The organism is Pontibacter chitinilyticus (genome assembly GCF_039748935.1).
Taxonomy (GTDB): Bacteria; Bacteroidota; Bacteroidia; order Cytophagales; family Hymenobacteraceae; genus Pontibacter; species Pontibacter chitinilyticus.
Map to the genome: position 1 here is coordinate 66,808 of NZ_JBDIZJ010000009.1, position 23,236 is coordinate 90,043.

The window sequence follows — 23,236 nt, forward strand, 5'->3', positions numbered from 1 at the left end:
TTTCCTGGGTTCTTCTGCAAAAAATTATCCCTCCAGGGGCTAAATGCAGTAATAAAAAGCAGGTACAGGTATGCGAACGTATGAGGATCAGTCAGAATTATAGCTTTATGCTTTCGATGGGTTTAATTAACACGCTGCTCAATATCCTTTGGAAGACCGGTGTGGCCTCACTGCTGTGGGGAGAACAGGAAAATGTACGCTTATGGGGTCCCACAAGTATGGCTGTTTTTCTCATTGCTTGCGGAGGAATTACAGGTTTCGGACTTGGGCTTACAGTAACTAAAATTACACGCCAGGGCCTCCGCAAGCAGAAAGTACTTCCGTTGCACTGGCACCTGAAGAGCCAGACCCTGGTAGACCGCCTACCAGCCAGCATGCTGTCACGGGCGTTTATGCTGGCGCTTTGCGGGGTTTTATTCAACTATATCATCCTTGTTTTACTGGAGGTAAAGGGGAAGTCATGCCTTCAGATAACAGAATTATACCTGTTGCTAACTGTGCTGGCTGCATGTGAGGCCATATCGCTAACAGTAATGGCCTTCTACAGAACCTTAGGCGATACGATTCAACTGAAGTCTAAACAAGCTTGATAAAAGAGAAAGGCTGCTCCTAAAAAGAACAGCCTTTCTCTCAAGTATAGCAAGCGCTACTTAAGCTTTTCTTTTAAAATTTCAAATTCGACAGCCGGAGAAATGCGGTCATACAGAATGAGGTAAACCGCTTTGGTGATCGGCATATCCACCAGCAGGCTTTTGTTCAGTTCATAGATGCTCTGCACTGCATAATACCCTTCCGCAATCATGTTCATCTCTATCTGAGCTGATTTTACCGAATAGCCGTGCCCGATCATATTGCCGAAAGTACGGTTGCGGCTGAATTGGGAATAAGCTGTTACCAGCAAATCCCCGAGGTAAGCAGAACCACTTAATGCACGGTGAAGGGGCATGATGGCGTCCAGAAAGCGTTCTATTTCAAACATGGCGTTGGATACCAGCACCGCCTGAAAGTTGTCGCCAAAGTTCAGGCCACGGGCAATGCCGCAGGCCAGGGCAATGATGTTTTTCATCACTGCGCAGTACTCTATTCCGTCCAGGTCGTCTAGCGGGTTAGCCTTCACGTAGCGGTTGCGCAGCAGGCGGCAAAAGCGTTCGGCTGTTGCCAGGTTATGCGAACCTATCGTCAGGTATGATTGCTTTTCGAGCGCCACTTCTTCTGCATGGCAAGGGCCTGCAATCACCAGCAAATGCGAGCCGGGTACCTGAAACTGCTGCTCCACATAATCCGTGATCAGCATGTTATGCTGGGGCACCATGCCTTTGATTGCCGATACTACCACCTTACCTCCCAATATGTTTTCCGGTAAACTGCTGAGTACCTGCTGCACGAAAGCAGCAGGTACCGCAAGTATGATCCATTCGGCAGCAGCAACTACTTCCTGTAAGTTGGTGTTGGGCTTTACAAAATTTAGGTCAAACGACACCTGGCTGAGGTAGCGCGGGTTGTGCCGGTAACTGGTCAGGTGTTGCACATCCTGTTTGTTGCGCATCCACCAGTGTACTTCTGATTTGTTTTCGGAAAGGATTTTAACCAAAGCGGTTGCCCAGCTTCCCCCTCCTATGACAGCTACTTTTTCCAAATTGTGGGTTCTAAGCTTATTCCTTGTTTGTATCATCTGCGGCTATGGCAGACTTATCGAGGGTATTGGGGTCTTTAACTGTTACGAGGGCACCATCGGTCAGCGTTTTGGATACGGCTCTAAACGGACCAGCCACTACTTTCTGCCCTTCCTTAATGCCGCTTAGTATCTGGATATTCTCAAAGTCGCTGATACCGGTTTTTACTTTAACAGCATTTACTTTGTTGGTGCCACTGTCATACACAAATACTACTTCTTCAGGTGCTGCTGCCGATAGAGCTGATGCTTTTGATCCTGTTGCTGCTGCATCTGCATCGGTATTTCCGCCTGCTGGTGCACCACCTGCTGTAGCCGTAGAATCTGCTGACCGCGTGGTAACAGCAGCGAGCGGCACCGACAGCACATTGTCTTTTTTGTTGGTGATGATGTCCACTGAAGCGGTCATGCCTGGGCGGAAAGGACGGCTTTTCGTTTCCGCCAAGTGGCTGTACGACTCATTGAGCAAGCGAATGCGAACCTCAAATTCGGTCACAGCCTCCAGTGTTGTGGCATCTTTAGCCGTATTGGCAATCGCCGTAACTACTCCTTTGAATCTTTCATCCTGGCTGGCGTAAGAGTCCACTTCCACAATAACCGAATCTCCCAATGCTACCCGGATGATGTCATTCTCATTCACGTTTACACGCACCTCCATGTTGTTCAGGTTGGCAATACGCATGATCTCGGTACCAGCCATCTGCGAAGTACCTACCACCCGCTCGCCCTGTTCTACGTTTAGCTTGGAAACTGTGCCGCTCACAGGCGCATAAATGGTAGTCTTATTCAGGTTTTCGCGGGCATCTTTTAAAGATGCCCGGGCGTTTTGCACCCCGAATTCTGCAGCACGAATGCTTTGGCTAAGCGATGCTACCTCCTGCTTTCCGGACTCATACGTTGCTTTAGCCTGCTGGAAATCAGCTTCGGAAATAACTTTTTTATCGTAGAGCAGCTTGTTGCGGTTATAGTTCTGCTCCGACTGGGTAAAGTTGGCCTGCGCCTGGGCAAGCCGCGCTTTTGCCTGGGCCAGATTAGCGCGTGCCGTATTTACCTGCGCTTCCTGTGCATCCACAAACGACTGATAGTTGTCCGGGCGAATACGCAGCAGCAACTGCCCTTTTACCACCGAGTCGCCTTCTTCCACGTTTAGCTCAATGATCTCACCGGATACGTCAGGGCTTATCTTTACTTCGGTTTCGGGCTGCACCTTGCCGGAGGCGCTTACTTTTTCAATGATCTGGGCCCTTTTAGCTTCGGCCAGCACCACTTCCACGCCTTTGTCTTTGCCTATCCAACCGGCTTTTTTTCCGACAATCAGTACAACAGCAATCAGTACCAGCGCACCGATCAGGATAGGAATGAGCTTTGATTTTTTCTTAGCCATAGTTTTTTAGAAAGAGATGTCTTTTCCCTGGTAGAAGTCGAGCACTTTTTGTTTAAAGGTAAATTCATACTTCGCCTGCAGCAGGTTAGATTGCGCAGCGCGGAAGTTATTAGCAATTACATTAAAATCTACCGTGTTGATCACCCCATTGTTCAGACGCAATTCTGCATTCCGGTAGTTCTTCTCCGCCGCCCGCAGTTGCTCCTTGGCGGCCGTATACTTTCGCTGGGCAGCAACGGCATCCACATACGCCTGCTCAATCGTCTGGCGCAGGTTGTTGCGGGCAATGTCGGCATTAAGTTTTGCATTCTGTTGTTCTATTTTAGCCCGTTGCACATTGTTGCGGGCCTGAAAGCTATTTAATATCGGCACGTTCAGCTGCACACCTGCCTGCTTGTATATGTTATCTTTAAGCTGATCAAAGTAAGGATAATCGCCATATACCGGGCTTGTGATCACACTCGGCCGATAAACTGTTTGGCTTAACTGCTCCCCTGTTGCATCAGCATAAAAGTCCTGGCGCAGATACCCCATGTTCACTTCATTACTGCCTGTTAAAAAACGGCTTGTATTTGAATACCTGCTGCTTATGTTCGCAAAAAGGCTCAGTCGCGGGTAGTAGGCACCTTTGGCAACATCTACTGCTTTCTCTGCACTCAGCACGCGCAGATCGGCCGCTTTGATTGCTGGTAATGTTTGTACTGCTGCATCATATACTTCCTGTCCGTTCAGCAGCACCGGCTTCTGGTCAGGCTCGGGTATTTCAGGTACTTCTATCTGAAACTCTTTAGTGACCGGTAAGTTAAGCAGCTGCATCAAATTAACCCTGGCAATATCGCGCTGGTTCTGTGCATTGATGATTTCCACCTCATCGGAAGCCAATTGCGACTCTAGCTCCAGAACAGAATTTTCAGCCACACTGCCCGCCTCAAATAAGATCCGGTTACGCTCTAACTGCTGTTTGGTCAGATCGCGCTGTAGCGAGGAAGTTTTGATGAGTTCCTGGGCAAAAAGAATGTTCAGGTAAGCGGTTACGATCTGAATGGTGATATCATTCTGAATGGATAGCGCCGTCTGCTCGTTAGCTTCCAGGGCCAGTTGGTTCTGTTTGATGGCGTTTATCTGCTGAAAACCCATAAACAGCGGCATGTTAGCACTTAGCTGAAAGTTTGCTGTCTGCGAACTTTCATTTACCAGGCTAAACGTAACCGGGTCCTGGTAAGAACCAGAGTTAAAGCTATAGTTGCCTCCAGCATTTAAAGTAGGTAAGCGGTCTAACTGCGACTGCTTAAGCGTTACAGCGCTGATGTCACGGTTCATGAGGCTTTGCAGTGCCTGCAGGTTATGCTTTGCCACATACCCCACTGCTTCCTGCAAAGACCAGACACCATCACCGCTGGGGTCCTGCTGCGCCTGGGCCATAGTGGTTCCGCCAAGGGAGAGCGCCAGCGCCAGCAACATATATTTAGGCATTTTTCTCATAGTATGGATTTATAGATCGATGTTCGGAATGTATACCACATGCTTGATCCAGCTCAGCTGCTTCAGGTATTCCAGGGTGATGGGTTTCAGGCCCGAGTCCATTTCAATGAATTGGCGTGCTTTCTCGTTGCGCCCTTTGCGCGATACGTTCATGGTGGCAATGTTGCACTCATCATGCGCCAGCACCGAGGCAATAAAAGCAATACTTCCTTTTTTGTCGTCGGCCTCCACAATCAGGGTATGCAAAGTCGCTGAAAAGTTGGCCGAAAAGCCATCTACCTCCACAATGCTGATCACACCCCCTCCCCGGCTCTGCCCCACAACTTCCACAGAACGTTCACCGGCTTTCAGGTTCAGTTTAATCGTATTCGGGTGCATGGTTGAGGCATTCCCGACAGATTTGAACGTATACTTTAAGCCACGCTCTTTTGCATAAGTAAAAGCTTCTTTGATACGGGTATCGTCGGTTTTGAAATCCAGCAGGCCTGCTACAATGGCGCGGTCGCTACCGTGGCCTTCGTAGGTGCGGGCAAAAGAATTATAAAAAGTAATGACAGCTTCTTCGGGGGCTGCGCCTAAAATACGGATAGCAGCCCGGGCAATACGCACCACTCCTGCCGTATGTGAGCTGGAGGGTCCGATCATGACTGGACCGATCATGTCAAAAACGCTACTTTTCTCAGCCATATATCCTTAAGCCCGAAGTTATATCGTGAAATTCAAATTTAGCAATTAAGTAGCAGTTTCTAAGTATAAGCCAGCTAAATTAACTTTATTTCTACTAAATCAGCTTTTTATTCTATCAACGCCGCAAAAAGCTCCACCAAGTATAAAAACTAAATAGTGTTAAGCCCTCCTCTGGCCCAAGTAAAGGGAAGATGCAGAATAGTGGCGACAGGTTGCTTCTGCTCCGTAAATACCGCAAAAAGTATGAAATCGGCGGTGCACGTATTCACTTGCCAGAATTCTGTACCTTTGCCTTGCGAAATCATCCTGTACCTGCTATAAAATAGAATGGAGCATACTTTCAAACCGGAGGTGCTGGCACAATTAAAACACCTGGAGCAGAAATATGTGCCGCTCGGCCAGGACCTAGCAGCCTACCTGGAAGGGCTATACTATACAGAGTTTCTGAACTACTGGGATTACATACACCTGGATACGTTGCTGAGCCTGCAAAACCCGCGCACTAATATTCCGGATGAGAAGATCTTTATCATGTACCACCAGATCACGGAGCTATACTTTAAGCTTTGCCTGGAGGAGTTGAGGCAAATAGCCGATGATAAATGCATTACACCGGAATGGCTGATGCGCCGGCTAAAGCGTATCAACCGGTATTTTGATAACCTGATCAACTCGTTTGATGTGATGGTAGACGGCATGGACCCGCAGCAGTTTCTGCAGTTCCGGATGGCGCTGATGCCGGCCAGTGGCTTTCAGTCGGTGCAGTACCGCATGATAGAAATTGCCTCCACAGACCTCCGCAACCTGGTGGACAAAGCCAAACGCGCTGCCTTGGGCCTGCAAAGCACCCACGAGGAAATGATGGGCTGTATCTACTGGAAGGAAGGCGCGACCGAAATTGCTTCCGGCGCCAAAACCCTAACGCTGTTGCGCTTTGAAGAGAAGTATACGCCCCAGCTCATTCAGTTTGCCAAAGAGTACTCTGGCAAAAACGTGTGGGCTGTGTACAAGCAGTTGCCGGAAGCGGTGCAGCAAGACCCGAAGCTCAAACACCTGTTGCGCAACCTGGACAGCAACGTGAACGTGAACTGGCCGCTGATGCACTACAAATCGGCCGTACGATACCTGCAAAAGGACCCCGACGTGCTGGCTGCCACCGGCGGCACTAACTGGCAGAAGTACCTGCCGCCCCGTTTCCAGAAGCGCATCTTTTACCCTGAACTCTGGAATGAGCAGGAAATTGGCGAATGGGGTAAAGGCTGGGTAGAACGGGTGCTGGGCGAAGAAGAATAAGGATTAGTTTTTTAATAGTTTTGTTGCTGATCTGCCATTATGAAATTTTTCCAGGCTTGTACTTTTTGTGCGTACGGAATTAGTGTTCCTGCTAAAATGTTAGAGCATTGATTGCATTGAGGTAAAGTAAAGCAGCAGCATCCTTAAATCATACAGCAATTTAACAAGCAAAAATTAAAAGTTTAAGGTTAACTACCTTACCTGTTATACATGAGAAAGAAAGAACTGGACCTGGTGCTCACGCCAGAAGTGGCATTCGATGCCGAATTGTTAGAGAATGAGATACTGAAAAGCGCTAATCTGAAACCGGAGGATGTGCAGTTCATCCACCGCCTGAAACGCTCCATCGATGCCCGCGGCCGCCAGGTTGTTACCAAAGTGCGGGCAGATGTATACCTCGACGCTCCTCCTGCAGATATTCTATCGCCTACTTATACTTATCCGGATGTAACAGGTAAGGAGCAGGTGATCATTGTGGGTGCTGGCCCGGCCGGCTTGTTTGCTGCCCTGCGTTGTATCGAACTGGGACTGAAGCCTGTGGTACTGGAGCGGGGAAAAGATGTGCGCAGCCGCCGCCGCGATTTGGCTGCTATCAACAAAGAGCAGACCGTGAACCCTGATTCGAACTACTGCTTTGGGGAAGGAGGCGCCGGCACTTACTCGGATGGAAAGCTGTATACCCGATCCAAAAAGCGGGGCGACCTGACCCGCATCTTGCAGGTACTGGTGCAGCATGGCGCCACTTCCGATATCCTGTTTGATGCACACCCGCACATCGGCACCAACAAACTTCCGAAGATCATCGAAACCATCCGCGAAACCATACGCGAGGCAGGTGGCGAAGTACTGTTTGATAAGCGCGTGACGGAGTTTATACTTGCCGGTGATGTGATGCGGGGTGTCGTGACGCAGGACGGGCAGGAGTACGTGGGGGAAGCCGTTATTCTGGCTACCGGCCATAGCGCCCGCGACATTTTTGAGCTGCTGCACAAACAGCACATCACTATCGAAGCCAAGCCTTTTGCAATGGGCGTGCGCGTGGAGCACCAGCAGCGCCTTATCGACAGCATACAATATAAATGTGCGGACCGCGGCCCCTACTTGCCTGCTTCATCGTACGCGCTGGTGCACCAGACACATTACAAAAACAAACAGCGCGGAATTTTCTCATTCTGCATGTGCCCGGGCGGCTTTATTGTGCCCGCCGCTACGGCGCCCGGCGAAGTGGTAGTAAATGGCATGTCGCCCAGCCGCCGCGACTCCCGATTCTCCAATTCAGGCATTGTAGTAGCTGTGGAACTGGAAGATATGGCCTTGACGAAGTATGGCCCCTTGGCCGGACTGCGCATGCAGCAGGAACTGGAACAGAAAGCCTGCATGCTGGCAGGCGGCACGCAGGTGGCTCCGGCCCAACTGCTGCAGGACTTTACCAAAAGCAAAGTAGGCGGCACATTGCTCGATACGTCTTACCAGCCCGGGCTGGCGCCTGTAGATATGAACATGTTGTTCTCTGACGAAATGGCTTACCGACTACGCGAAGGCTTTAAAGCTTTTGGCGATAAAATGCGGGGATACCTCACCAATGAGGCGCAAATTGTAGGTGTGGAAAGCCGCACCTCCTCGCCTGTTCGTATTCCGAGGGACAAAGAAACGCTGGAGCATGTGCAGGTTAAAAATCTTTATCCTTGCGGAGAAGGTGCAGGGTATGCCGGAGGCATCGTATCCGCGGCAATGGATGGGGAGCGCTGTGCTGAGAAGATAGCCGCAAACGTAAAGCGGGTTGTATAGCGCATATTTCATTTAAATATTAAGTTTATACTTGTACCAAAGTGCTGTTTTCGTTTTGCAGGAGTAGTATAGCGGAATGATGAATGATAAAATACAAGGCTATTTGCACCTGTTGCAGATGCAATTGCGCTATAACTATTCGCCAGGGTTTGTAGTTTAAGAAGGTAAACTGAAGGGTTCAAATACAAAGTAATATGAAAAAGACAGTAGTTTTAGGTGCAACAGATAATCCCTCCCGCTATGCCTACAAAGCAGCCCATCGGTTGCAGCAGCATGGGTATGAGGTAGTGCCGGTAGGTATCAGGAAAGGTGAAGTAGCCGGAAAGCCTATTATCAACGATAAAAGCAAAGCGATAGAAGATGTGGATACGGTAACGCTGTACGTGGGGCCGCAAAATCAGCCGGATTGGTATGACTATATCCTATCGCTTAAACCCAAGCGCATCATTTTTAACCCGGGTACTGAGAACCCGGAACTGGAGCAGAAAGCAGCCAAACAGAACATCGAAACGCTGCATCATTGCACCCTCGTCATGCTTGCTTCAGATAGTTATTAATTTTTTCCTAAGAAGTATAACCTCTTTTAAAACTTGGCGTAAAAGGCAATATAAGCAGATGGCATCGTTGTCTATGCTTGTAAAAAAGGGACTTTAAACGGGTCCCTTTTTTATTTGACATTCCTTTAAAAAACAAAGGGCTGCAACTAAACTATAGTTTCAGCCCTTCTGTATTGTAGTCTCATCCTCTTAAATTCACCCGCATTTAAATGATTGGCGGGTATCTAAAGTGAAATGAATTTTTATTTCTATTGATCTTCTACTTCTTCCATCATGTGGCGCATCGCAGCGGCAGCTGTCATGTCCGGCAGCAGGTTCGAGCCTTCTACCTGAAATTTATTCATTAGTCCGGAAATAATCCGTGTTTCGCCATTCATCAATGCTTCGTAGCCATCTAAAGCCACATCTTCCGGCTCAGACAAGCTGCTATTGGCGGCACGGGTATGGGCAGCACCGGCTCGCATAAAGAACATGGTGTTGCTGGCGCCGGGGCAAAGCGCAGTAACGGTAATGTTGGTATCCGCCAGTTCATTAGCCAGGCCTTCAGAAAAGGAAAGCATGAATGCCTTGGTGGCAGCATAAATCGCCATCAGCGGCGAAGGTATAAAAGAAGCAACTGAACAGAGGTTCAGAATTTTGCCTTCGTTACGGCGTTTCATATCGCGCAGAAACAACTTTGTGAGCTGCACCGGTGTGTGCATGTTAAGTTGCATGATGCTTAGCTCGTGCTCCAGATCTGTTTCTGCAAATTCCCCGTGAACGCCTGCTCCGGCATTATTCACCAGCACATCCACGCGGATACCGCTTTTGGCAATCTCTTCATATACTTCCTGCGCCGCTTCTGGTTTGCTGAGGTCGGCTGTAACGATGCATACATGTTCCAGTTGGTGCGTATCCTGTAACTGGTACCCAAGTTCCCGCAGGCGCTCTGTACTTCGGGCGACTAGGATGAGATTATAGCCGTCTTGCGCAAAAAGTTTGGCAAATTCCATCCCAAACCCATTCGATGCTCCTGTAATAAGGACAGTCTTTCCTTTGTTATTCTCGTTCATTGTTTTCATAGTTTTATATTTCGGTTACTGCACGGGGCAGTCCTTTAGTGTACCTTTTTACATGCCTTGGGGTTGCCTTTTAATCGTTTGGATAAAGGAACACAGCAGCTTATACTAGGTATACTTCGTGCCGCTAAATGAGACTCTCATACTTGTGAGCCTTAACCTGGCATGCTCCAACCAATTCAACTGCACCTAAGCTGCTTCGCGCCGCAGCACTTCGAGCGGCGGACGGCTGACAATGCTCCGGCTGTTAAGCATGCCAATGGAAACAGTCAGCGCGGTAATGCCCAGGAAAATAGGCAGCAGCGGCGACAGGTCTGGCACGAAATCCATCTCGAAACTATACACGGCCAATGCCCAGGTAGCCGCTGCAGCCAACACAATGCCTGTTGCAGCCGCTAAAGCCCCGAGCAGGAAGTACTCGAATGCATTGATTGACAGGATTTGCCGGCGGCTGGCGCCCAAGGTGCGGAGCAGTACACTTTCCTGCACCCGTTGGTACTTGCTCAGGTTAACTGATCCAACCAGTACCAGCAAACCGGTAGTAATGCTGAAAAGGGCCATGAAGCGAATCACGAACGATATTTTACCCAGTATGTCATCCAGCGTTTCAAGGATGAGCCCTATGTCGATGGAAGAAATATTGGGAAAGCGCTGTACCAGTGCCCGCTGAAACCGCGCCGACTGCTCGTCGGAGCTAGTGCGGGTCATCAGCACATGAAACTGCGGTGCTTCCTCCAGCACTCCTTTTGGAAAGAGCACCAAGAAGTTACTTTGCACCCGGTTCCAATCTACTTCGCGCAGGTGGCGCACTACCGTAGGCACCATAGCGCCCTGCACATTAAATAGTAAAGTGTCGCCGAGCTCCGCTTTCAGCCGCTCGGCATACTTCTCCTCGATCGAAATGGGTACCGGCGCATTTGGGTCCGTTACAGTGCCCGTCCAGGTACCGGCCGCTGTTTTTTCAGAGTTGATCAGCGTATCGCGGTATGTTACGCGGTATTCGCGGGTAAAGGCCCAGTCCGGAATGCCCAAGGTGGTGTCTTTGCGTACGTCCGCCGCCGTTAGGCCGTTCAGCTCCTCCAGCCGCATGGTTACGACAGGCACAAGTTGCAGCACCGGCAGCCCCCGGGCTTTCACCATGTTCACCACCTGTCCTTTCTGGGCACTTTGAATATCGAAAAGGACCATGTTTGGCTGGTTCTCACTGCCAGAAATGGCCACTTCACTCAGCAGCAGACGCTGCATCAGAAAGAGTGTTGCAATCAGGGCAGTACCAAGGCCAATAGAAACCGTGAGCAGCAGCGTTTGGTTATTAGGGCGATAAAGGTTTGCGAGGCTCTGTCGCCAGACGTATCCCCAATTGACCGGAAAAAAGCGCCGCACCACCCACATCATGCCGCGGGCCAGCAGTGCCAGCACGACAAAAGCGACCACTACACCACCTGTAAACGACAGCGCTTGCAGCCAAGTACCCAGCTGGAAATAAGCAAATACGAAGATAAAGGTAAGTATGAGCGCATATACGCCCCAGCGCCACGGGTCCTTCCGTGAAGACAGGTGCTCTACACTTGCTCGTAAGGTGATGAGCGGGGATATATTACGCACCGAAAGCAGTGGCAGCAGGGCAAAAAGCACTGAGATGGTCAGGCCAATGGCAATGCCTTCGGCAATGGCGAGCCACGATACCGACACCGTCACCTCCACAGGCAAGAATGTCTGGAACAACTGCGGCAAGTATAACTGAATCAGGCTGCCCAGTACTGCCCCTACTACCGAACCAATCAGCCCCATGGCAACCACCTGGAACAGGTAGATGAGGAAGGCCTGTAGACCACTCATACCCAGGCAGCGAAGCACGCCGATTGTTGCCAGCTTTTCACGGATGTAAACATGTACGGCACTAGCGACACCCACACAGCCCAGCAGCAGCGCCACAAAGCCTACCAGTGCCAGAAAATGGGCCAGGTCAGCATACGCTTTGCCCGTACTTTCTTTGCGGCTGTTTACGGTATCGTAGCCGAAGCCTGCATCTTCGAGGCGGGGTTTCAGCTTTTTAACCAGCGCATCAGGATCTGTTTTGGCGGGCAGTTTATAGTAAAAATAGTAGCTGATGCGGCTACCCTTCTGTAGCAGGTGGGTGCTGTCGAGGTATTCGTAAGGGATGTATACCACTGGTGCAATGCTAGCGGTAATAGCCGTTTGCCCCGGAATTTTCTTTAACGTTCCGGCTATCTGGAAAGTCAGATCGCCCACCTTCACCGAATCTCCGGGTTTGGCATTGAACTGCAGCAGCAGCGAATGATCTACCAGGGCTTTGCGGCCGCCCTGACGGAACGTACGGCTGGCACTTTTCGGCTCCGTTTCAATGGCGCCATAGTAGGGGAACTCGCCGCTTTCCAGCGCCCGCACCTGCACCAACCGTGTGCCCTGCGATGTGGGGAAGTATACCATCGAGGCAAACCGCACCTCATCCGTCCGGTCACCCCCTATCGCCACCGAATCAACCAACTGCTGCATTTCCGGCTCCATCTCTTTGTTACTGGCAATCACCAGGTCGGCTCCAATCAACGACTGCGCCTGTTTGTCAATGTCGGTCTTGAGGTTAGCACCAAAGGAATTAATGGCAACCAGGGCAGCAATACCCAACACGATGGAAGAGATAAAAAGCGCCAGCTTGCCGCGGTTGCGCCGGCTGTCGCGCCAGGCCATTTGCAGCAGCCAACGCAGGTTCAGGCTTCTTTTTTCAGCGAGCGGTATGTTGGTGTCTTGTATCAATTTGAAAGAATTGAGTAACTGAAGGAATGTAGTGGTAAAGTATAGCCCGGAATCGAATCCCCGCTTTGCTTTTAGGCAAAGTATAACTACTGCTGTTGCTCACCGCGAAGGGGCATGGTGGCTGCTTCGGCAGTATCAGACACAATGGTGCCGCCTTTGATGCGAATGATGCGCTGCGTTTTCTCGGCAAGCTCCAGATCATGGGTTACGAGCACCAGTGTTGTGCCGGCCTCCCGGTTCAGGTCGAACAGCAGCTGTTCTACGCGCGCCCCGGTTTCTTCATCCAGGTTACCTGTCGGCTCGTCGGCAAATAAAATAGTAGGTCGGTTCGAGAATGCCCTGGCCAGCGACACCCTTTGCTGCTCCCCTCCTGAAAGTTGCGTGGGGTAATGATCGAAGCGTTGTTCCAGCCCCACCCGCTCCAGCAACTCGCGGGCCTGCCGCTGCACATGGCGTTCGCCCCGCAGCTCCAGGGGAACCATCACATTCTCCAGCGCCGTCAGCGAAGGGATCAGTTGAAAGTTTTGAAAAATAAATCCCACATACTTGTTGCGCACCTGCGCCCTTTCATCTTCCGAGAGGGTATCCAGGCGCACGCCGTTAAGGATAACCGAGCCACCCGAAGCGCTGTCTAGCCCGGCGCTAAGGCCAAGTAAGGTGGTCTTGCCGCTGCCCGAAGGCCCTACAATGGCGCAGGTATCTCCGGCCTGCAACGAAAAATTTATACCTTGCAGCACCGTCAGGTGGCGGTCGCCGCTGTTATATGTTTTGCTTAAATTCTGAATATCCAGTATGGTTGTCACGAAGTATAAGTATGATGAAGTATAAAGTACCTGGAAGAACGAAAAAATAGGTCTTCTTCGTCTATCCGCTATCCCAATATAGTGTAACAGTTTGTTCTTGTTTTTTGTTGGGCAAGTATAAAGTTAGGAAACAATTAAGATGATAACACTAAAAAGAAATGTAGCTATACTATTCCTGTCCGGCTTAATGGGCTTAACGGCTTGCGGGCAGGCAGAACAAGCCGACCGTTTGGATGGACAGCAGTCCGCCGCTGCGATCAAAGAGCAGGCGCCCCAGAAAAAAGAGCGCAAGCAAACGATTCTTTTCTTTGGCAACAGCCTGACAGCAGGCTATGGCCTGGAACCGGACCAGGCTTTTCCGGCCCTTATTCAGCAGCGCATCGACTCGCTTAACCTGCCTTATAAAGTGATAAACGCGGGGGTCAGCGGTGAAACAACAGCCGGGGGTAACAGCCGCATCGACTGGCTGCTGAAGCAACCGATCGACATTTTTGTGCTGGAGCTAGGGGCGAACGACGGGCTGCGCGGCATCAACTTAACCGAGACTTATGAGAACCTGAAAAGCATCATCCATAAGGTACGGGCCAAATACCCCGACGTCACGATTGTGCTGGCTGGGATGCAAATTCCACCAAATATGGGCAAGAAGTATGCAACAGAGTTTAGGAATATCTATCCGCGGTTGCAGCAGGAGGAGCATGTCACGCTTATCCCGTTCCTGCTCGATAACGTGGCTGGCATTCCGAAGCTGAACCAGGGCGATGGCGTGCACCCGACAGAAGAAGGACAGAAAATTGTAACGGAGAACGTGTGGCAGGTGCTGCAGCCAATTGTAACAAACGAAGAGGCCGCCTAGCCAAACCCTAAAGCCGACAAGAAAAAAATTGTAGAGTTTTTTAGCATCTTCTACAACCTTTAGGTTTTGCTTCAGTATATAAGTATGGCTAAAAGTTGAAATTTATTTCAATAAACAGATGAAGGCTCTTACTCTAATGTAGGAGCCTTCACTGCTTTAGGAGTACTTCCAACGGCGCTCCTCTTGATTTTTCCTCTATTGGCACACCTCCCGAACGCTATATTTCAGGCCTTTATAATTGTACTGTTTACTAGTTATTATCTATCTACTATAAATTAAGCAAGATGATCTTGGCTTATACTTTTAGAAGATAAGCCTTTATGATGTCAGGTAAAACCTTCATGTGCTTTATCTGGCTTAAAAATTCTCTTCCGCGTGCATAATCCTGGCTGTGTTGCTACTCAAAAAACAATGAATTTATACTTGCTCAGCCTGCAGGAAGGTACTTTGATTACTTTTCTGCTAATTATTTCTAGCTGATGATCAATAATTTAGAGTGTGCAGCTAGGTAGAATTCAAAAAAAAGAAGATTTTTATATTTCCTCAGGCAACCTCAGGGGTACTTCTTACATCTAAGGGGTAAAGAGCAACAATATGCTCCGATAAGGTCAAAAAAGCAGATTTGAGATAAACTTTTACGTAGCGTGACAGAAGCAGAACTGATAGCAGGTTGCCAGCGGGCAGAGAGCAAGGCGCAGAAGTACCTGTTCGAGCGTTTTGCCTCGCAGATGTACGGCGTCTGCTTGCGCTACCTGAAAAACCAGATGGATGCAGAAGAAGCATTGCTGAATGGGTTTATGAAGATCTACCACAACATTGGCCAATTCGAGAATAAAGGCAGTTTTGAAGGATGGGTGCGCCGCATTATGGTAAACGAGGCGTTAGCTTTTTTACGCAAGAAAGAGCCGCTGCACCTGGCCATTGAAGACAGCCACATACAGGTAGCCGGCACCGGCGGTGCCGACCAGGAGTTAGCAGAAGGCGAACTGTTGGAGCTACTTGGCACTTTACCCGCAGGTTACAGAGCTGTTTTTAACCTGTATGCCATAGAAGGATACGCACACAAAGAGATAGCTGACATGTTAGGGATCACAGAAGGCACATCCAAGTCGCAGTTGAGCAAGGCCCGCGCCATGCTGCAGCGACGCCTTACCGGACAGGAAGTTATCGCTAGCTAAAAAGGAGGACACATGAGACCGGAAGACATTGATAAGTTATTTAAGGAGCGCCTGGGCAACACCTCTCCCACTCCATCAGGGGATGTATGGGGGCGGCTGCAGGAGCGCATACAAGCCGAAATGCCGGAGCAACAGCCAGCGGAAAAGCGGCCCGGCATGTGGGTATACTATTCAGTAGCTGCCACCATCGCGCTGCTGCTAACTGTAGGCCTGGTATTCTATAATATGCGTAACCCGCAGGATGTACTGAATGGCAGTAAACTGGCACAACAGAAAGAAGAAGTGCTGCCGTCAACTAAGCCTGACTTTATGCCAAAGCCACAGAACGAGCAGCCGGCTCCTGCTGCTATCGCCCAGGTCAACAATAACGCTCCTGAAAAAAGTTTACCAGCCCAGGCAACCGAATCAACACCTGCTGCATCTACACAATCAAAGGCCCCCGCTCTGGTAGCGAAAGCCGAGGTTAAATCAGCCACCACGATGAAAAAGCAGCCTGCATTAACCGTTCACACTTCACTGAAGGAGCCCCAGGCACTGGCGGTGAACTCTTCTCCTACACCTAGTGCTGCTGCAGCGGCTACTATTACAGAGGAGCCGAAAGTGGAACCGATGACTGTTGCATCCATAACAGTGGCTTCTTCATCGGATGTGGTAGCCAGTGCTGAGCCGACAGAAATTGTCATTAAGCGGACTGTAACGTTGCAACCTGTTGCTACTGCCGAAGCACCTACTGGGTTGGAGAAAAAGGCCCGCCTGGCCAAAAACATCTTCAAGCAGGTGCGCAACCTCAGCAACGGGGAGCCAGTCGAGCTCTCTGAACTGGGAATACGGGCCGATAAAATTGCCCTCGAAACACAGATCGGCAAGCAGAAATTCTCCAAAGTAATCAATCTCTAACACACAAAACCATGAAACGTTTACTACTTATTACGGCCATTTTCATGGCTGCCGCTACCGGTGTGTTCGCTAAAAACGGACTTACCCTGGGCCAGCGCTTCGGCGATCAGGACACTATCGTGATCAAAATGTCGAATGGCGCCAAAATGACCCTGCTCCTCCAGAACAAAGAGCAACTCAAAGCTTTCCAGCACTACAGCCTCGACTCGCTGATGCGTAAGCTGGACCAGTACATGCAACGGGTAGACAGCCTGGAGCAGACCAGCAAAAATGGCAGCAACCAGGATATGACGGTTACCTTTAGCACTGACAGCACACAGGAGGAGAGCAAAGAACTGATCACGATTAGCGTTCAGGAGTCCGGCAACAAAACGGGCACCAACAAAGAGCACCATGAGATCCGCATCAACAAAACTTTTAAAATAGATGTGGATGTAGAGGAGGATGGCGATGATACGAACGTGAATGTGAGTTTGCCTAATAAAGCCGAACGCGACAGCGCCCGTACTGCCTACAAAGAAGAGCACCCCAAAACAACAAAGTTTGACTTTGACGTAGACCTGGGCCTTAATAACTTTGTGAATACCAACAGCCAGGAAGTGGTGCCGGACCTGAAGCCATTCGGCTCGAAGTATGTGAGCCTGAACATGCACCTGAACTCGCAGATAGGCGGCCGCAAAAGTCCGCTGCACCTGGTATCCGGTTTTGAGTTCGCATTCAACAACTATATGTTCGAGAAAAACTATGTGGTTGAGGACGTCAACGACTTCACCATCTTCAGGAGAGAAATGGAAGTTGACTACGAGAAATCAAAGCTGACACATTCTTCGGTAAATGTGCCGCTGATGCCCGTACTGCAGTTTAAGCGCGAAAACGGCAAAGATGGCTTCACCATCGGTGCGGGAGGCTTTGTAGGGTACCGCCTGGGCAGCCACGCCAAGCTAAAATATGAGGAAGACGGTAATACACAGAAAGATAAAATCCGTAGCAACTACAACCTGCAGGACTTTCAGTATGGCCTGGAAGGAGTGGTGGGATATGGCTCTCTGAATCTGTTCGTGAAGTATAACATGAACGACCTGTTCAAAGACAACCGCGGGCCGCAGGTAAATGTGGTAAGCTTTGGCATCCGGCTGCTGGAATAAGAGCCTTGTAGCATATTCAAGTATAAAAAGGAGCACCCGGCAGGTGCTCCTTTGTATTTAATGCTGGTTGCCATAGCGGCGGAAATTATCGGCTATAATGGCCGTAGCCGTTGCCACGTTCAGGGATTCTGCCTGCCCAAATGCCGGAATTTTAATGAGCTTGGTGACCTGCTGCGCCACCTCCGGCCGAATGCCGTTCGCTTCGTTGCCCATCACAAGTATGCCTTCTGGTTTCAGTTGCAGTGTATGGATATTCACACCATCAAGCGCGGCACCATAAATGCTGTAGGTCGGCCCAAGTTGCTGCAGCCAGCCCGCCAGTTCTACCTCATACACCTGCACTCGGGTAAAAGAGCCCATGGTAGCCGAGATCACCTTGGGATTGTAGAGATCAGCGCTTGCTTCAGAACAGACCACTTTGCCGATGCCGTACCAGTCTGCAATGCGAATGATAGTTCCTAAGTTACCAGGGTCGCGAATATCATCGAGCGCCAGTACCAATTCATCTGGCGCTACAGTCAGAGGCGGTTGGGGACGCATGCGGGCTACAGCTAGAGCGGCATTGTTACTGGCAAACGTACCGGCACGCACCAGTTGATCCTCGGTCACCACATCATAGGCAATGTTGTTGGCTAAGGTGCGGGCATGCTCCCGGTAAAACGTTTCGGTTACAAACAGGTGCTCCAGTTCAAAATCAGAGCGGAGCAGTTCCAGCACACTTTTGGCGCCCTCCACCACAAAGGCTTGGTGTTGGTGGCGGTATTTTTTTACTTGCAGGGATTTGATGTACTTTACAACTGCTTTCGACAACATAGCTGGTTACACGTTTGAGATCACGAGTATACATATCTGCCCTCTTATTTACAATTTTAAGTTTATGCGGCTGTGTGCCTACCCAGCACCTGGGTAAGGATGAACAGCTGCTGGTGCAAATACAGCCCAAGGGCTTGAAGCACGTCGATGCGGCAGCTATTGAAGCGCTTTACCAGCAGGAACCTAATCGCATGATCCTGGGCACGACCCCTTATCTATGGCTCTACTACTTCGGTAAGAAATTTTACGACCCAGCGAAGATTCAGCAGCGCATTAATAAAATGAAGCATAAAATAGCGGTTAAAGTTGCTGACGTGGGGGCAGACTCTACGAAAGCCCGCAAAATACGCGCCCGCATCAACAACCGCATCAGCCGGCTTGAGAAAAAGAAGAAAGAAGGTAATTTCCTGATGCAGGTTGGTGAGCCGCCAGCCATTTATGACTCTACCTTAATGGCCCAAACCATCGATCAGATTAATATTTACCTCAACTCCAAAGGCTACTTCAACCACCAGGCTACCTATCAGAAAAAGGTGAAGAAGGACAAGCTGGTGTACATCACGCTGCTGCTACAGGAGAATGACCCTTACCGCTATTCGGAGCTGAACTATCGTATTCCGGATAAGGATATTTTGCAACTTGTGCGCTCAGCGCAGGACCATTCGCTGCTGAAGCCTGGCGAAATATACGATGAAGATGTTCTCACATTGGAACGTGACCGCCTGTATGAATTGCTGAAGAACAACGGCTATTATGATTTTGCCAGGGCCTACATTGAGTTTGAAGTAGACACCACCTATGCCGGCCATACCGCTCAGCTTCGGACCATCATTCAAAACCCGGAAGAGGACAGCACCCACCATGTCTACAGCATCAATAAAGTATACTTTAAAACCGATAACGACCGTTTTGGCGTCGCACGCGATACGCTGACTTACAATAACATCAAATACATCTCCTATGACCTGCGCTATTCGCCCAAAGTGCTGGACAAAAAGGTAGATATTTACCCCGGCCAGCGGTATAGCCAACTGCGCACCAGCACCACCCAACGCAAACTGGCCGACCTGGACGTGTTTCAGTTTAACAATGTGCTGTACAACAAGGTCAAAGATCCTTCTGATTCGTTGAACACGTACAAGCTGAATGCTTTTATCAACGCTATACCATCCAAAAAATACCAGGAAACAGCCGAGCTGGGACTCAATTTTACGGAGCGGCAGCCGGGGCCATTTTCCAGTCTAAACCTGCGCATCCGTAATATTTTTGGCGGTGCCGAGAACCTGGACTTTGGCCTGCACGGTGGCTTTGAAGGGCAGATCAGTTTATCAGATCCGAACCAAACTTCCTATATCAAGCAGTATGGGGCTGATGTGGCGCTTACGGTTCCTACCATTCTCCTGCCCTTTGGTGGCCGCAACGTGCTGGTACCTCATTACCCCAGAACCCGCATCATTGCCAGTTTTGATAACGTGAACCGCGACGAGTATAAGCGCACGAACTACCAGTTAAACTTAGATTATATTTGGCAGCGGGGGCGCAGTCCTTTGCAGGCCCCTACGCTGCAGTACATCTTTTCGCCGGTAAACCTCAGTATCGTGCAGGCCAATATTACGGAAGGCTTCCGCCAGAACCTCATCAAGTATAGTCAGGGCAGCCTTTCGCTGCTGGAAAGCTTTAAGAGTGCCTTTCTGTCGTACATGGCATTTAATGTGATCTACAACACCAACGATTTCAACCAGACCCGCAACGCGCGGTACATGCGGACACAACTGGAGGTGGGCGGCCTCTCAAAAGAGCTGGGGCTGAACATCAGACTGGGCAATCTGCAAACCTTTCAGTATGCCAAGATAAACCCAGATTTCAGGCGGTATATTCCGTTGGGCAACCAGCAGTTTTTTGTTTATCGGATCAATGCTGGCGTGGCCTCTCCCCTGTTTAATACCGATGTGCTGCCCTATGACAAATACTTCTTTGCCGGCGGCGCTTCCAGCGTGAGGGCCTGGCAATCGCGGCGGCTGGGGCCTGGCTCTTATGCAACCGAAGACCTGGTGATTGAAGGAGACCAGCTGGTGCGCAAACGCGATTATTCTATTGAGCAGCCCGGCGAAGTGCTGCTGGAAGGCAGCGCGGAATACCGTTTCAATATTTTCAGTTTTCTAAATGGAGCTCTTTTTGTGGATGCTGGTAACGTATGGTGGCTCAAGAAAGATGAAGCAAAACCGGGTGCCGATTTCGCGTTTAACCGGTTCTACAAAGAGCTGGCTGTCGGCACCGGTTTTGGTATCCGTTTCGATTTGTCGGTGGTGGTTCTGCGCTTTGATCTGGCAACCAAAGTATATGACCCTGCCGGGGTGAATGGAAATAAGTTTGTACTGGATAACTTCAAGTTCTCCGAGTTCTTCACCCGCAACAACCAAAGCTCGCTCAACATCGGCATTGGCTATCCGTTTTAGGCCTAATAAAGTATGGGAGCAATTTTAATGGCACTTCATACGAAAAGAAAAGAACCGGTAAAATAATGACTCGCTCATGGGGTGTCGTTATACTTACCGGTTCTTTTAGCTATACTTATTTATACGATGTAGATACCCGTTGCTTTTTAATAATTCAGCAGCTCCTCTATAGTGACAGCTACTTTCTCTGCATTCGGCAGCATCATCTTTTCCAACTCCACATTTAAAGGAATGGCCGGCAGGTTGGCGGCACCCAAAGTATAAACCGGCGCATCCAGCTTTTGAAAACAATCTTTGGACAGGCGGCCAGCCAACGATTCAGCAAACGAATTCAGCAGCGGCTCTTCCGTCAAGATCAGTGCTTTGCCGTGGCGTTCTACGGAAGCGCGAACGGTGTCATAGTCCAGTGGGTTCAGCGTACGTAGGTCGACGATTTCTATACTTCCGGGGAATTGCTTTGCGGCAGTCTTGGCCCAATATACGCCCATGCCGTAGGTGATCACAGCCAGGCTGTTGCCAAGGCGCAATTGCTCCGCATCTGCCTGCTGCACAATGTTGGCTTTGCCTAGCGGCAGAATGTAGGCTTCATCTGGCTCCGCCATTTTGGCGTCTTCTGTGCCTGGCACTTTCGACCAGTAAATGCCTTTATGCTCTAGCATCACCACCGGGTTCGGGTCCAGGAAAGCGGCTTTCATTAAACCTTTCATATCGGCTGCGTTGCTGGGGTACACAACCTTGATGCCGCGGATGTTGAGCAGCGTGGATTCTATACTTCCGGAGTGGTAAGGGCCACCGCCCCCATACGCCCCAATTGGCACCCGAATAACAGATTGTATCGGAAACTTACCATTCGACAGATAGCAGCTTTTGGATAGCTCCTCCACCAGTTGGTTGATGCCCGGCCATACATAATCGGCAAACTGAATCTCCACTATAGCTTTGGCGCCTACCGCCGACATGCCCGCCGTAGAGCCGATGATGTAACCTTCCTGGATCGGGGTGTTGAAGACGCGGGCATCGCCATACTTCTTCGCCAGCAAAGCCGCTTCCCTGAAAACGCCCCCTAGTTCCCCTCCGACGTCCTGGCCGTAAAACAGCGCCTCCGGGTAGGTGCGCAGAATATCATCTACGGCGTGCAGGGCAGCATCTACCATCGTAATTTTTCCCGCTCCGGCAGGGCTTCGTTCCCCTGCTTCAGTTGTTACAGGTGTCGGGGCAAACTCATGGGTGTTGAAGGTGACAGGATCGGGGTTCGGCGCCTGCAGTGCCCGCTCGTAATCAGCTGCTACTTTCTGCATCGCCTGCTGCTCCAGATGCTCGATTTCTGCTGCCGGTACGTCAGCATCCAACAACATCTGGCGCAGCCTCGGAATCGGGTCTCGTTCGGCATGCTGGTGCAGGTTATCGCCCCGGTACCACTCGCGGCGCACACCCGACGTATGATGCCCCAGCAGCGGCACTTTGGCATGTACCAAAATCGGCCGGCGCACCTGACGGGCATAATCAAACGCCACACGCATGCCTTTATATGATTCTACAAAATCAGCGCCATCTACCCGCAGGCGCTCCATGCCTTTAAAACCTGCCGCAAACTCGTACGCATCCATGGCGCGCATCTCTTTTCCAGTAGCCGAAATTCCCCAGTCGTTGTCCTGCACCAGGTACACAACAGGCAATCCTTTCAGCACCGCCATCTGGAATGCTTCAGCTACTTCCCCCTCGGTCACCGCACCGTCTCCTATGGAGCACAGCACAACAGGTTTCTCCTCCCCTTGCAGCAGCCCCTGCCTTTCCAGGTAAGCGATACCATGCGCCATGCCGGTGGCCGGAATCACCTGCATGCCGGTAGCGGAACTTTGATGTGGAATTGTTGGGAAGCCTGCCCTTTTCAGCGATGGATGGCTATAGTAGGAGCGACCGCCAGAAAAAGGATCATCCGCTTTGGCCAGGAGCTGCAACATAAGTTCGTAAGGCTCCAGGCCGATACCCAGCAGTATACTATCATCGCGGTAGTAAGGAGCAGCGTAATCGAAGGGTTGCAGTTGGAAAGCGGCGGCCAGTTGGATGGCTTCGTGGCCACGGGAGGTGCTGTGCACGTACTTGCCGCAAATAGCTTTGTTTTCTTCATAGGTTTCTGCCATGGTTTTGGCAGTAAACATCAGCCGGTAAGCCTTTTTTAGTAATTCCAGGTCGAGGTTAGTTACGTTAAGGGTAGTTTCAGACATATAAAGCGTAAGGTTTGCCCGAATTTACGAAATTTTCAGCTTTAAGGTAAAATCTGAAAGGAGTTCGGGAAACCGCCGGAGAATAGGTAATTTTGCATCGGGATAATAGCTTTGCCGGTACCACCAGCGACTGCTCTCGAGAAGAAATCTGCGCGGTTCGCCGATGC

18 protein-coding genes are annotated in these 23,236 nt (G+C 50.2%); 9 read left to right on the forward strand and 9 right to left on the reverse strand.

The annotated features are described in order from the left end of the window. The first annotated feature begins 80 nt into the window (after window positions 1-80). Window positions 81-590: a hypothetical protein gene (locus ABDW72_RS14030; protein ID WP_347159206.1), complete on the forward strand. Its 510-nt coding sequence runs from the start codon at window positions 81-83 to the stop codon at window positions 588-590. Window positions 591-646: 56 nt separating this feature from the next. Here the strand turns inward: ABDW72_RS14030 and ABDW72_RS14035 are convergent, their stop codons facing one another. Genes ABDW72_RS14035 through sdaAB form a run of 4 tightly spaced genes read right to left on the reverse strand, consistent with a single transcriptional unit; the run spans window position 647 to window position 5,225 of the window. Next, window positions 647-1,636 carry an NAD(P)H-dependent glycerol-3-phosphate dehydrogenase gene (locus ABDW72_RS14035; protein WP_347159207.1) on the reverse strand — a complete coding sequence of 330 codons (990 nt, stop codon included), beginning with the start codon at window positions 1,634-1,636 and terminating at the stop codon, window positions 647-649. A 16-nt stretch (window positions 1,637-1,652) separates the two neighbouring features. Further along, complete coding sequence (locus ABDW72_RS14040; protein ID WP_347159208.1) at window positions 1,653-3,056, reverse strand: efflux RND transporter periplasmic adaptor subunit; 1,404 nt, start codon at window positions 3,054-3,056, stop codon at window positions 1,653-1,655. Window positions 3,057-3,062: 6 nt separating this feature from the next. Further along, window positions 3,063-4,538, reverse strand: coding sequence for a TolC family protein (locus ABDW72_RS14045; RefSeq protein WP_347159210.1), 1,476 nt, complete (start codon window positions 4,536-4,538; stop codon window positions 3,063-3,065). A gap of 9 nt (window positions 4,539-4,547) precedes the next feature. Next, on the reverse strand, window positions 4,548-5,225 hold the full coding sequence (sdaAB, locus tag ABDW72_RS14050; RefSeq protein ID WP_347159211.1) for an L-serine ammonia-lyase, iron-sulfur-dependent subunit beta: 678 nt from the start codon (window positions 5,223-5,225) through the stop codon (window positions 4,548-4,550). 327 nt (window positions 5,226-5,552) lie between these two features. Between sdaAB and ABDW72_RS14055 the strand changes: the two genes are divergently transcribed. The 3 genes from ABDW72_RS14055 to ABDW72_RS14065 all read left to right on the forward strand — a co-directional run bounded on the left by ABDW72_RS14055 (window position 5,553) and on the right by ABDW72_RS14065 (window position 8,863). Beyond that, window positions 5,553-6,518: a tryptophan 2,3-dioxygenase family protein gene (locus ABDW72_RS14055; protein WP_347159212.1), complete on the forward strand. Its 966-nt coding sequence runs from the start codon at window positions 5,553-5,555 to the stop codon at window positions 6,516-6,518. A gap of 210 nt (window positions 6,519-6,728) precedes the next feature. Continuing rightward, window positions 6,729-8,306 (forward strand): NAD(P)/FAD-dependent oxidoreductase, encoded by a 1,578-nt coding sequence (locus ABDW72_RS14060; RefSeq protein ID WP_347159213.1) that lies wholly within the window; start codon window positions 6,729-6,731, stop codon window positions 8,304-8,306. Window positions 8,307-8,500: 194 nt separating this feature from the next. Further along, window positions 8,501-8,863, forward strand: a complete 363-nt coding sequence (locus ABDW72_RS14065) for a CoA-binding protein (RefSeq protein ID WP_347159214.1) — start codon at window positions 8,501-8,503, stop codon at window positions 8,861-8,863. Between the two features lie 248 nt (window positions 8,864-9,111). Here the strand turns inward: ABDW72_RS14065 and ABDW72_RS14070 are convergent, their stop codons facing one another. The 3 genes from ABDW72_RS14070 to ABDW72_RS14080 all read right to left on the reverse strand — a co-directional run bounded on the left by ABDW72_RS14070 (window position 9,112) and on the right by ABDW72_RS14080 (window position 13,499). Continuing rightward, complete coding sequence (locus ABDW72_RS14070) at window positions 9,112-9,924, reverse strand: SDR family NAD(P)-dependent oxidoreductase (protein WP_347159215.1); 813 nt, start codon at window positions 9,922-9,924, stop codon at window positions 9,112-9,114. Window positions 9,925-10,110: 186 nt separating this feature from the next. Beyond that, on the reverse strand, window positions 10,111-12,696 hold the full coding sequence (locus ABDW72_RS14075; RefSeq protein ID WP_347159216.1) for an ABC transporter permease: 2,586 nt from the start codon (window positions 12,694-12,696) through the stop codon (window positions 10,111-10,113). Window positions 12,697-12,782: 86 nt separating this feature from the next. Beyond that, the gene (locus tag ABDW72_RS14080) at window positions 12,783-13,499 is read right to left on the reverse strand and encodes an ABC transporter ATP-binding protein (RefSeq protein WP_347159217.1); all 717 of its coding nucleotides are present in this window, start codon (window positions 13,497-13,499) and stop codon (window positions 12,783-12,785) included. A 139-nt stretch (window positions 13,500-13,638) separates the two neighbouring features. Here ABDW72_RS14080 and ABDW72_RS14085 point away from each other — a divergent pair, with 139 nt between their 5' ends. The 4 genes from ABDW72_RS14085 (at window position 13,639) to ABDW72_RS14100 (ending at window position 17,575) form a co-directional block, all read left to right on the forward strand. Then, window positions 13,639-14,355: an arylesterase gene (locus tag ABDW72_RS14085; RefSeq protein ID WP_347159218.1), complete on the forward strand. Its 717-nt coding sequence runs from the start codon at window positions 13,639-13,641 to the stop codon at window positions 14,353-14,355. Between the two features lie 644 nt (window positions 14,356-14,999). Then, window positions 15,000-15,533 carry an RNA polymerase sigma factor gene (locus ABDW72_RS14090; protein ID WP_347159219.1) on the forward strand — a complete coding sequence of 178 codons (534 nt, stop codon included), beginning with the start codon at window positions 15,000-15,002 and terminating at the stop codon, window positions 15,531-15,533. 12 nt (window positions 15,534-15,545) lie between these two features. Then, window positions 15,546-16,430, forward strand: a complete 885-nt coding sequence (locus ABDW72_RS14095) for a hypothetical protein (RefSeq protein WP_347159220.1) — start codon at window positions 15,546-15,548, stop codon at window positions 16,428-16,430. Window positions 16,431-16,441: 11 nt separating this feature from the next. Then, window positions 16,442-17,575: an outer membrane beta-barrel protein gene (locus ABDW72_RS14100; protein WP_347159221.1), complete on the forward strand. Its 1,134-nt coding sequence runs from the start codon at window positions 16,442-16,444 to the stop codon at window positions 17,573-17,575. Between the two features lie 57 nt (window positions 17,576-17,632). On the opposite strand, the gene ABDW72_RS14105 is transcribed toward ABDW72_RS14100, so the two are convergent. Further along, window positions 17,633-18,388, reverse strand: a complete 756-nt coding sequence (locus ABDW72_RS14105) for a TrmH family RNA methyltransferase (protein WP_347159222.1) — start codon at window positions 18,386-18,388, stop codon at window positions 17,633-17,635. Window positions 18,389-18,402: 14 nt separating this feature from the next. On the opposite strand from ABDW72_RS14105, the gene tamL reads away from it, so the two are divergent. Further along, window positions 18,403-20,844 carry a translocation and assembly module lipoprotein TamL gene (gene tamL, locus ABDW72_RS14110; protein WP_488168639.1) on the forward strand — a complete coding sequence of 814 codons (2,442 nt, stop codon included), beginning with the start codon at window positions 18,403-18,405 and terminating at the stop codon, window positions 20,842-20,844. A 146-nt stretch (window positions 20,845-20,990) separates the two neighbouring features. On the opposite strand, the gene ABDW72_RS14115 is transcribed toward tamL, so the two are convergent. Then, window positions 20,991-23,069, reverse strand: coding sequence for an alpha-ketoacid dehydrogenase subunit alpha/beta (locus tag ABDW72_RS14115; protein WP_347159224.1), 2,079 nt, complete (start codon window positions 23,067-23,069; stop codon window positions 20,991-20,993). Between the last annotated feature and the right edge of the window lie 167 nt (window positions 23,070-23,236).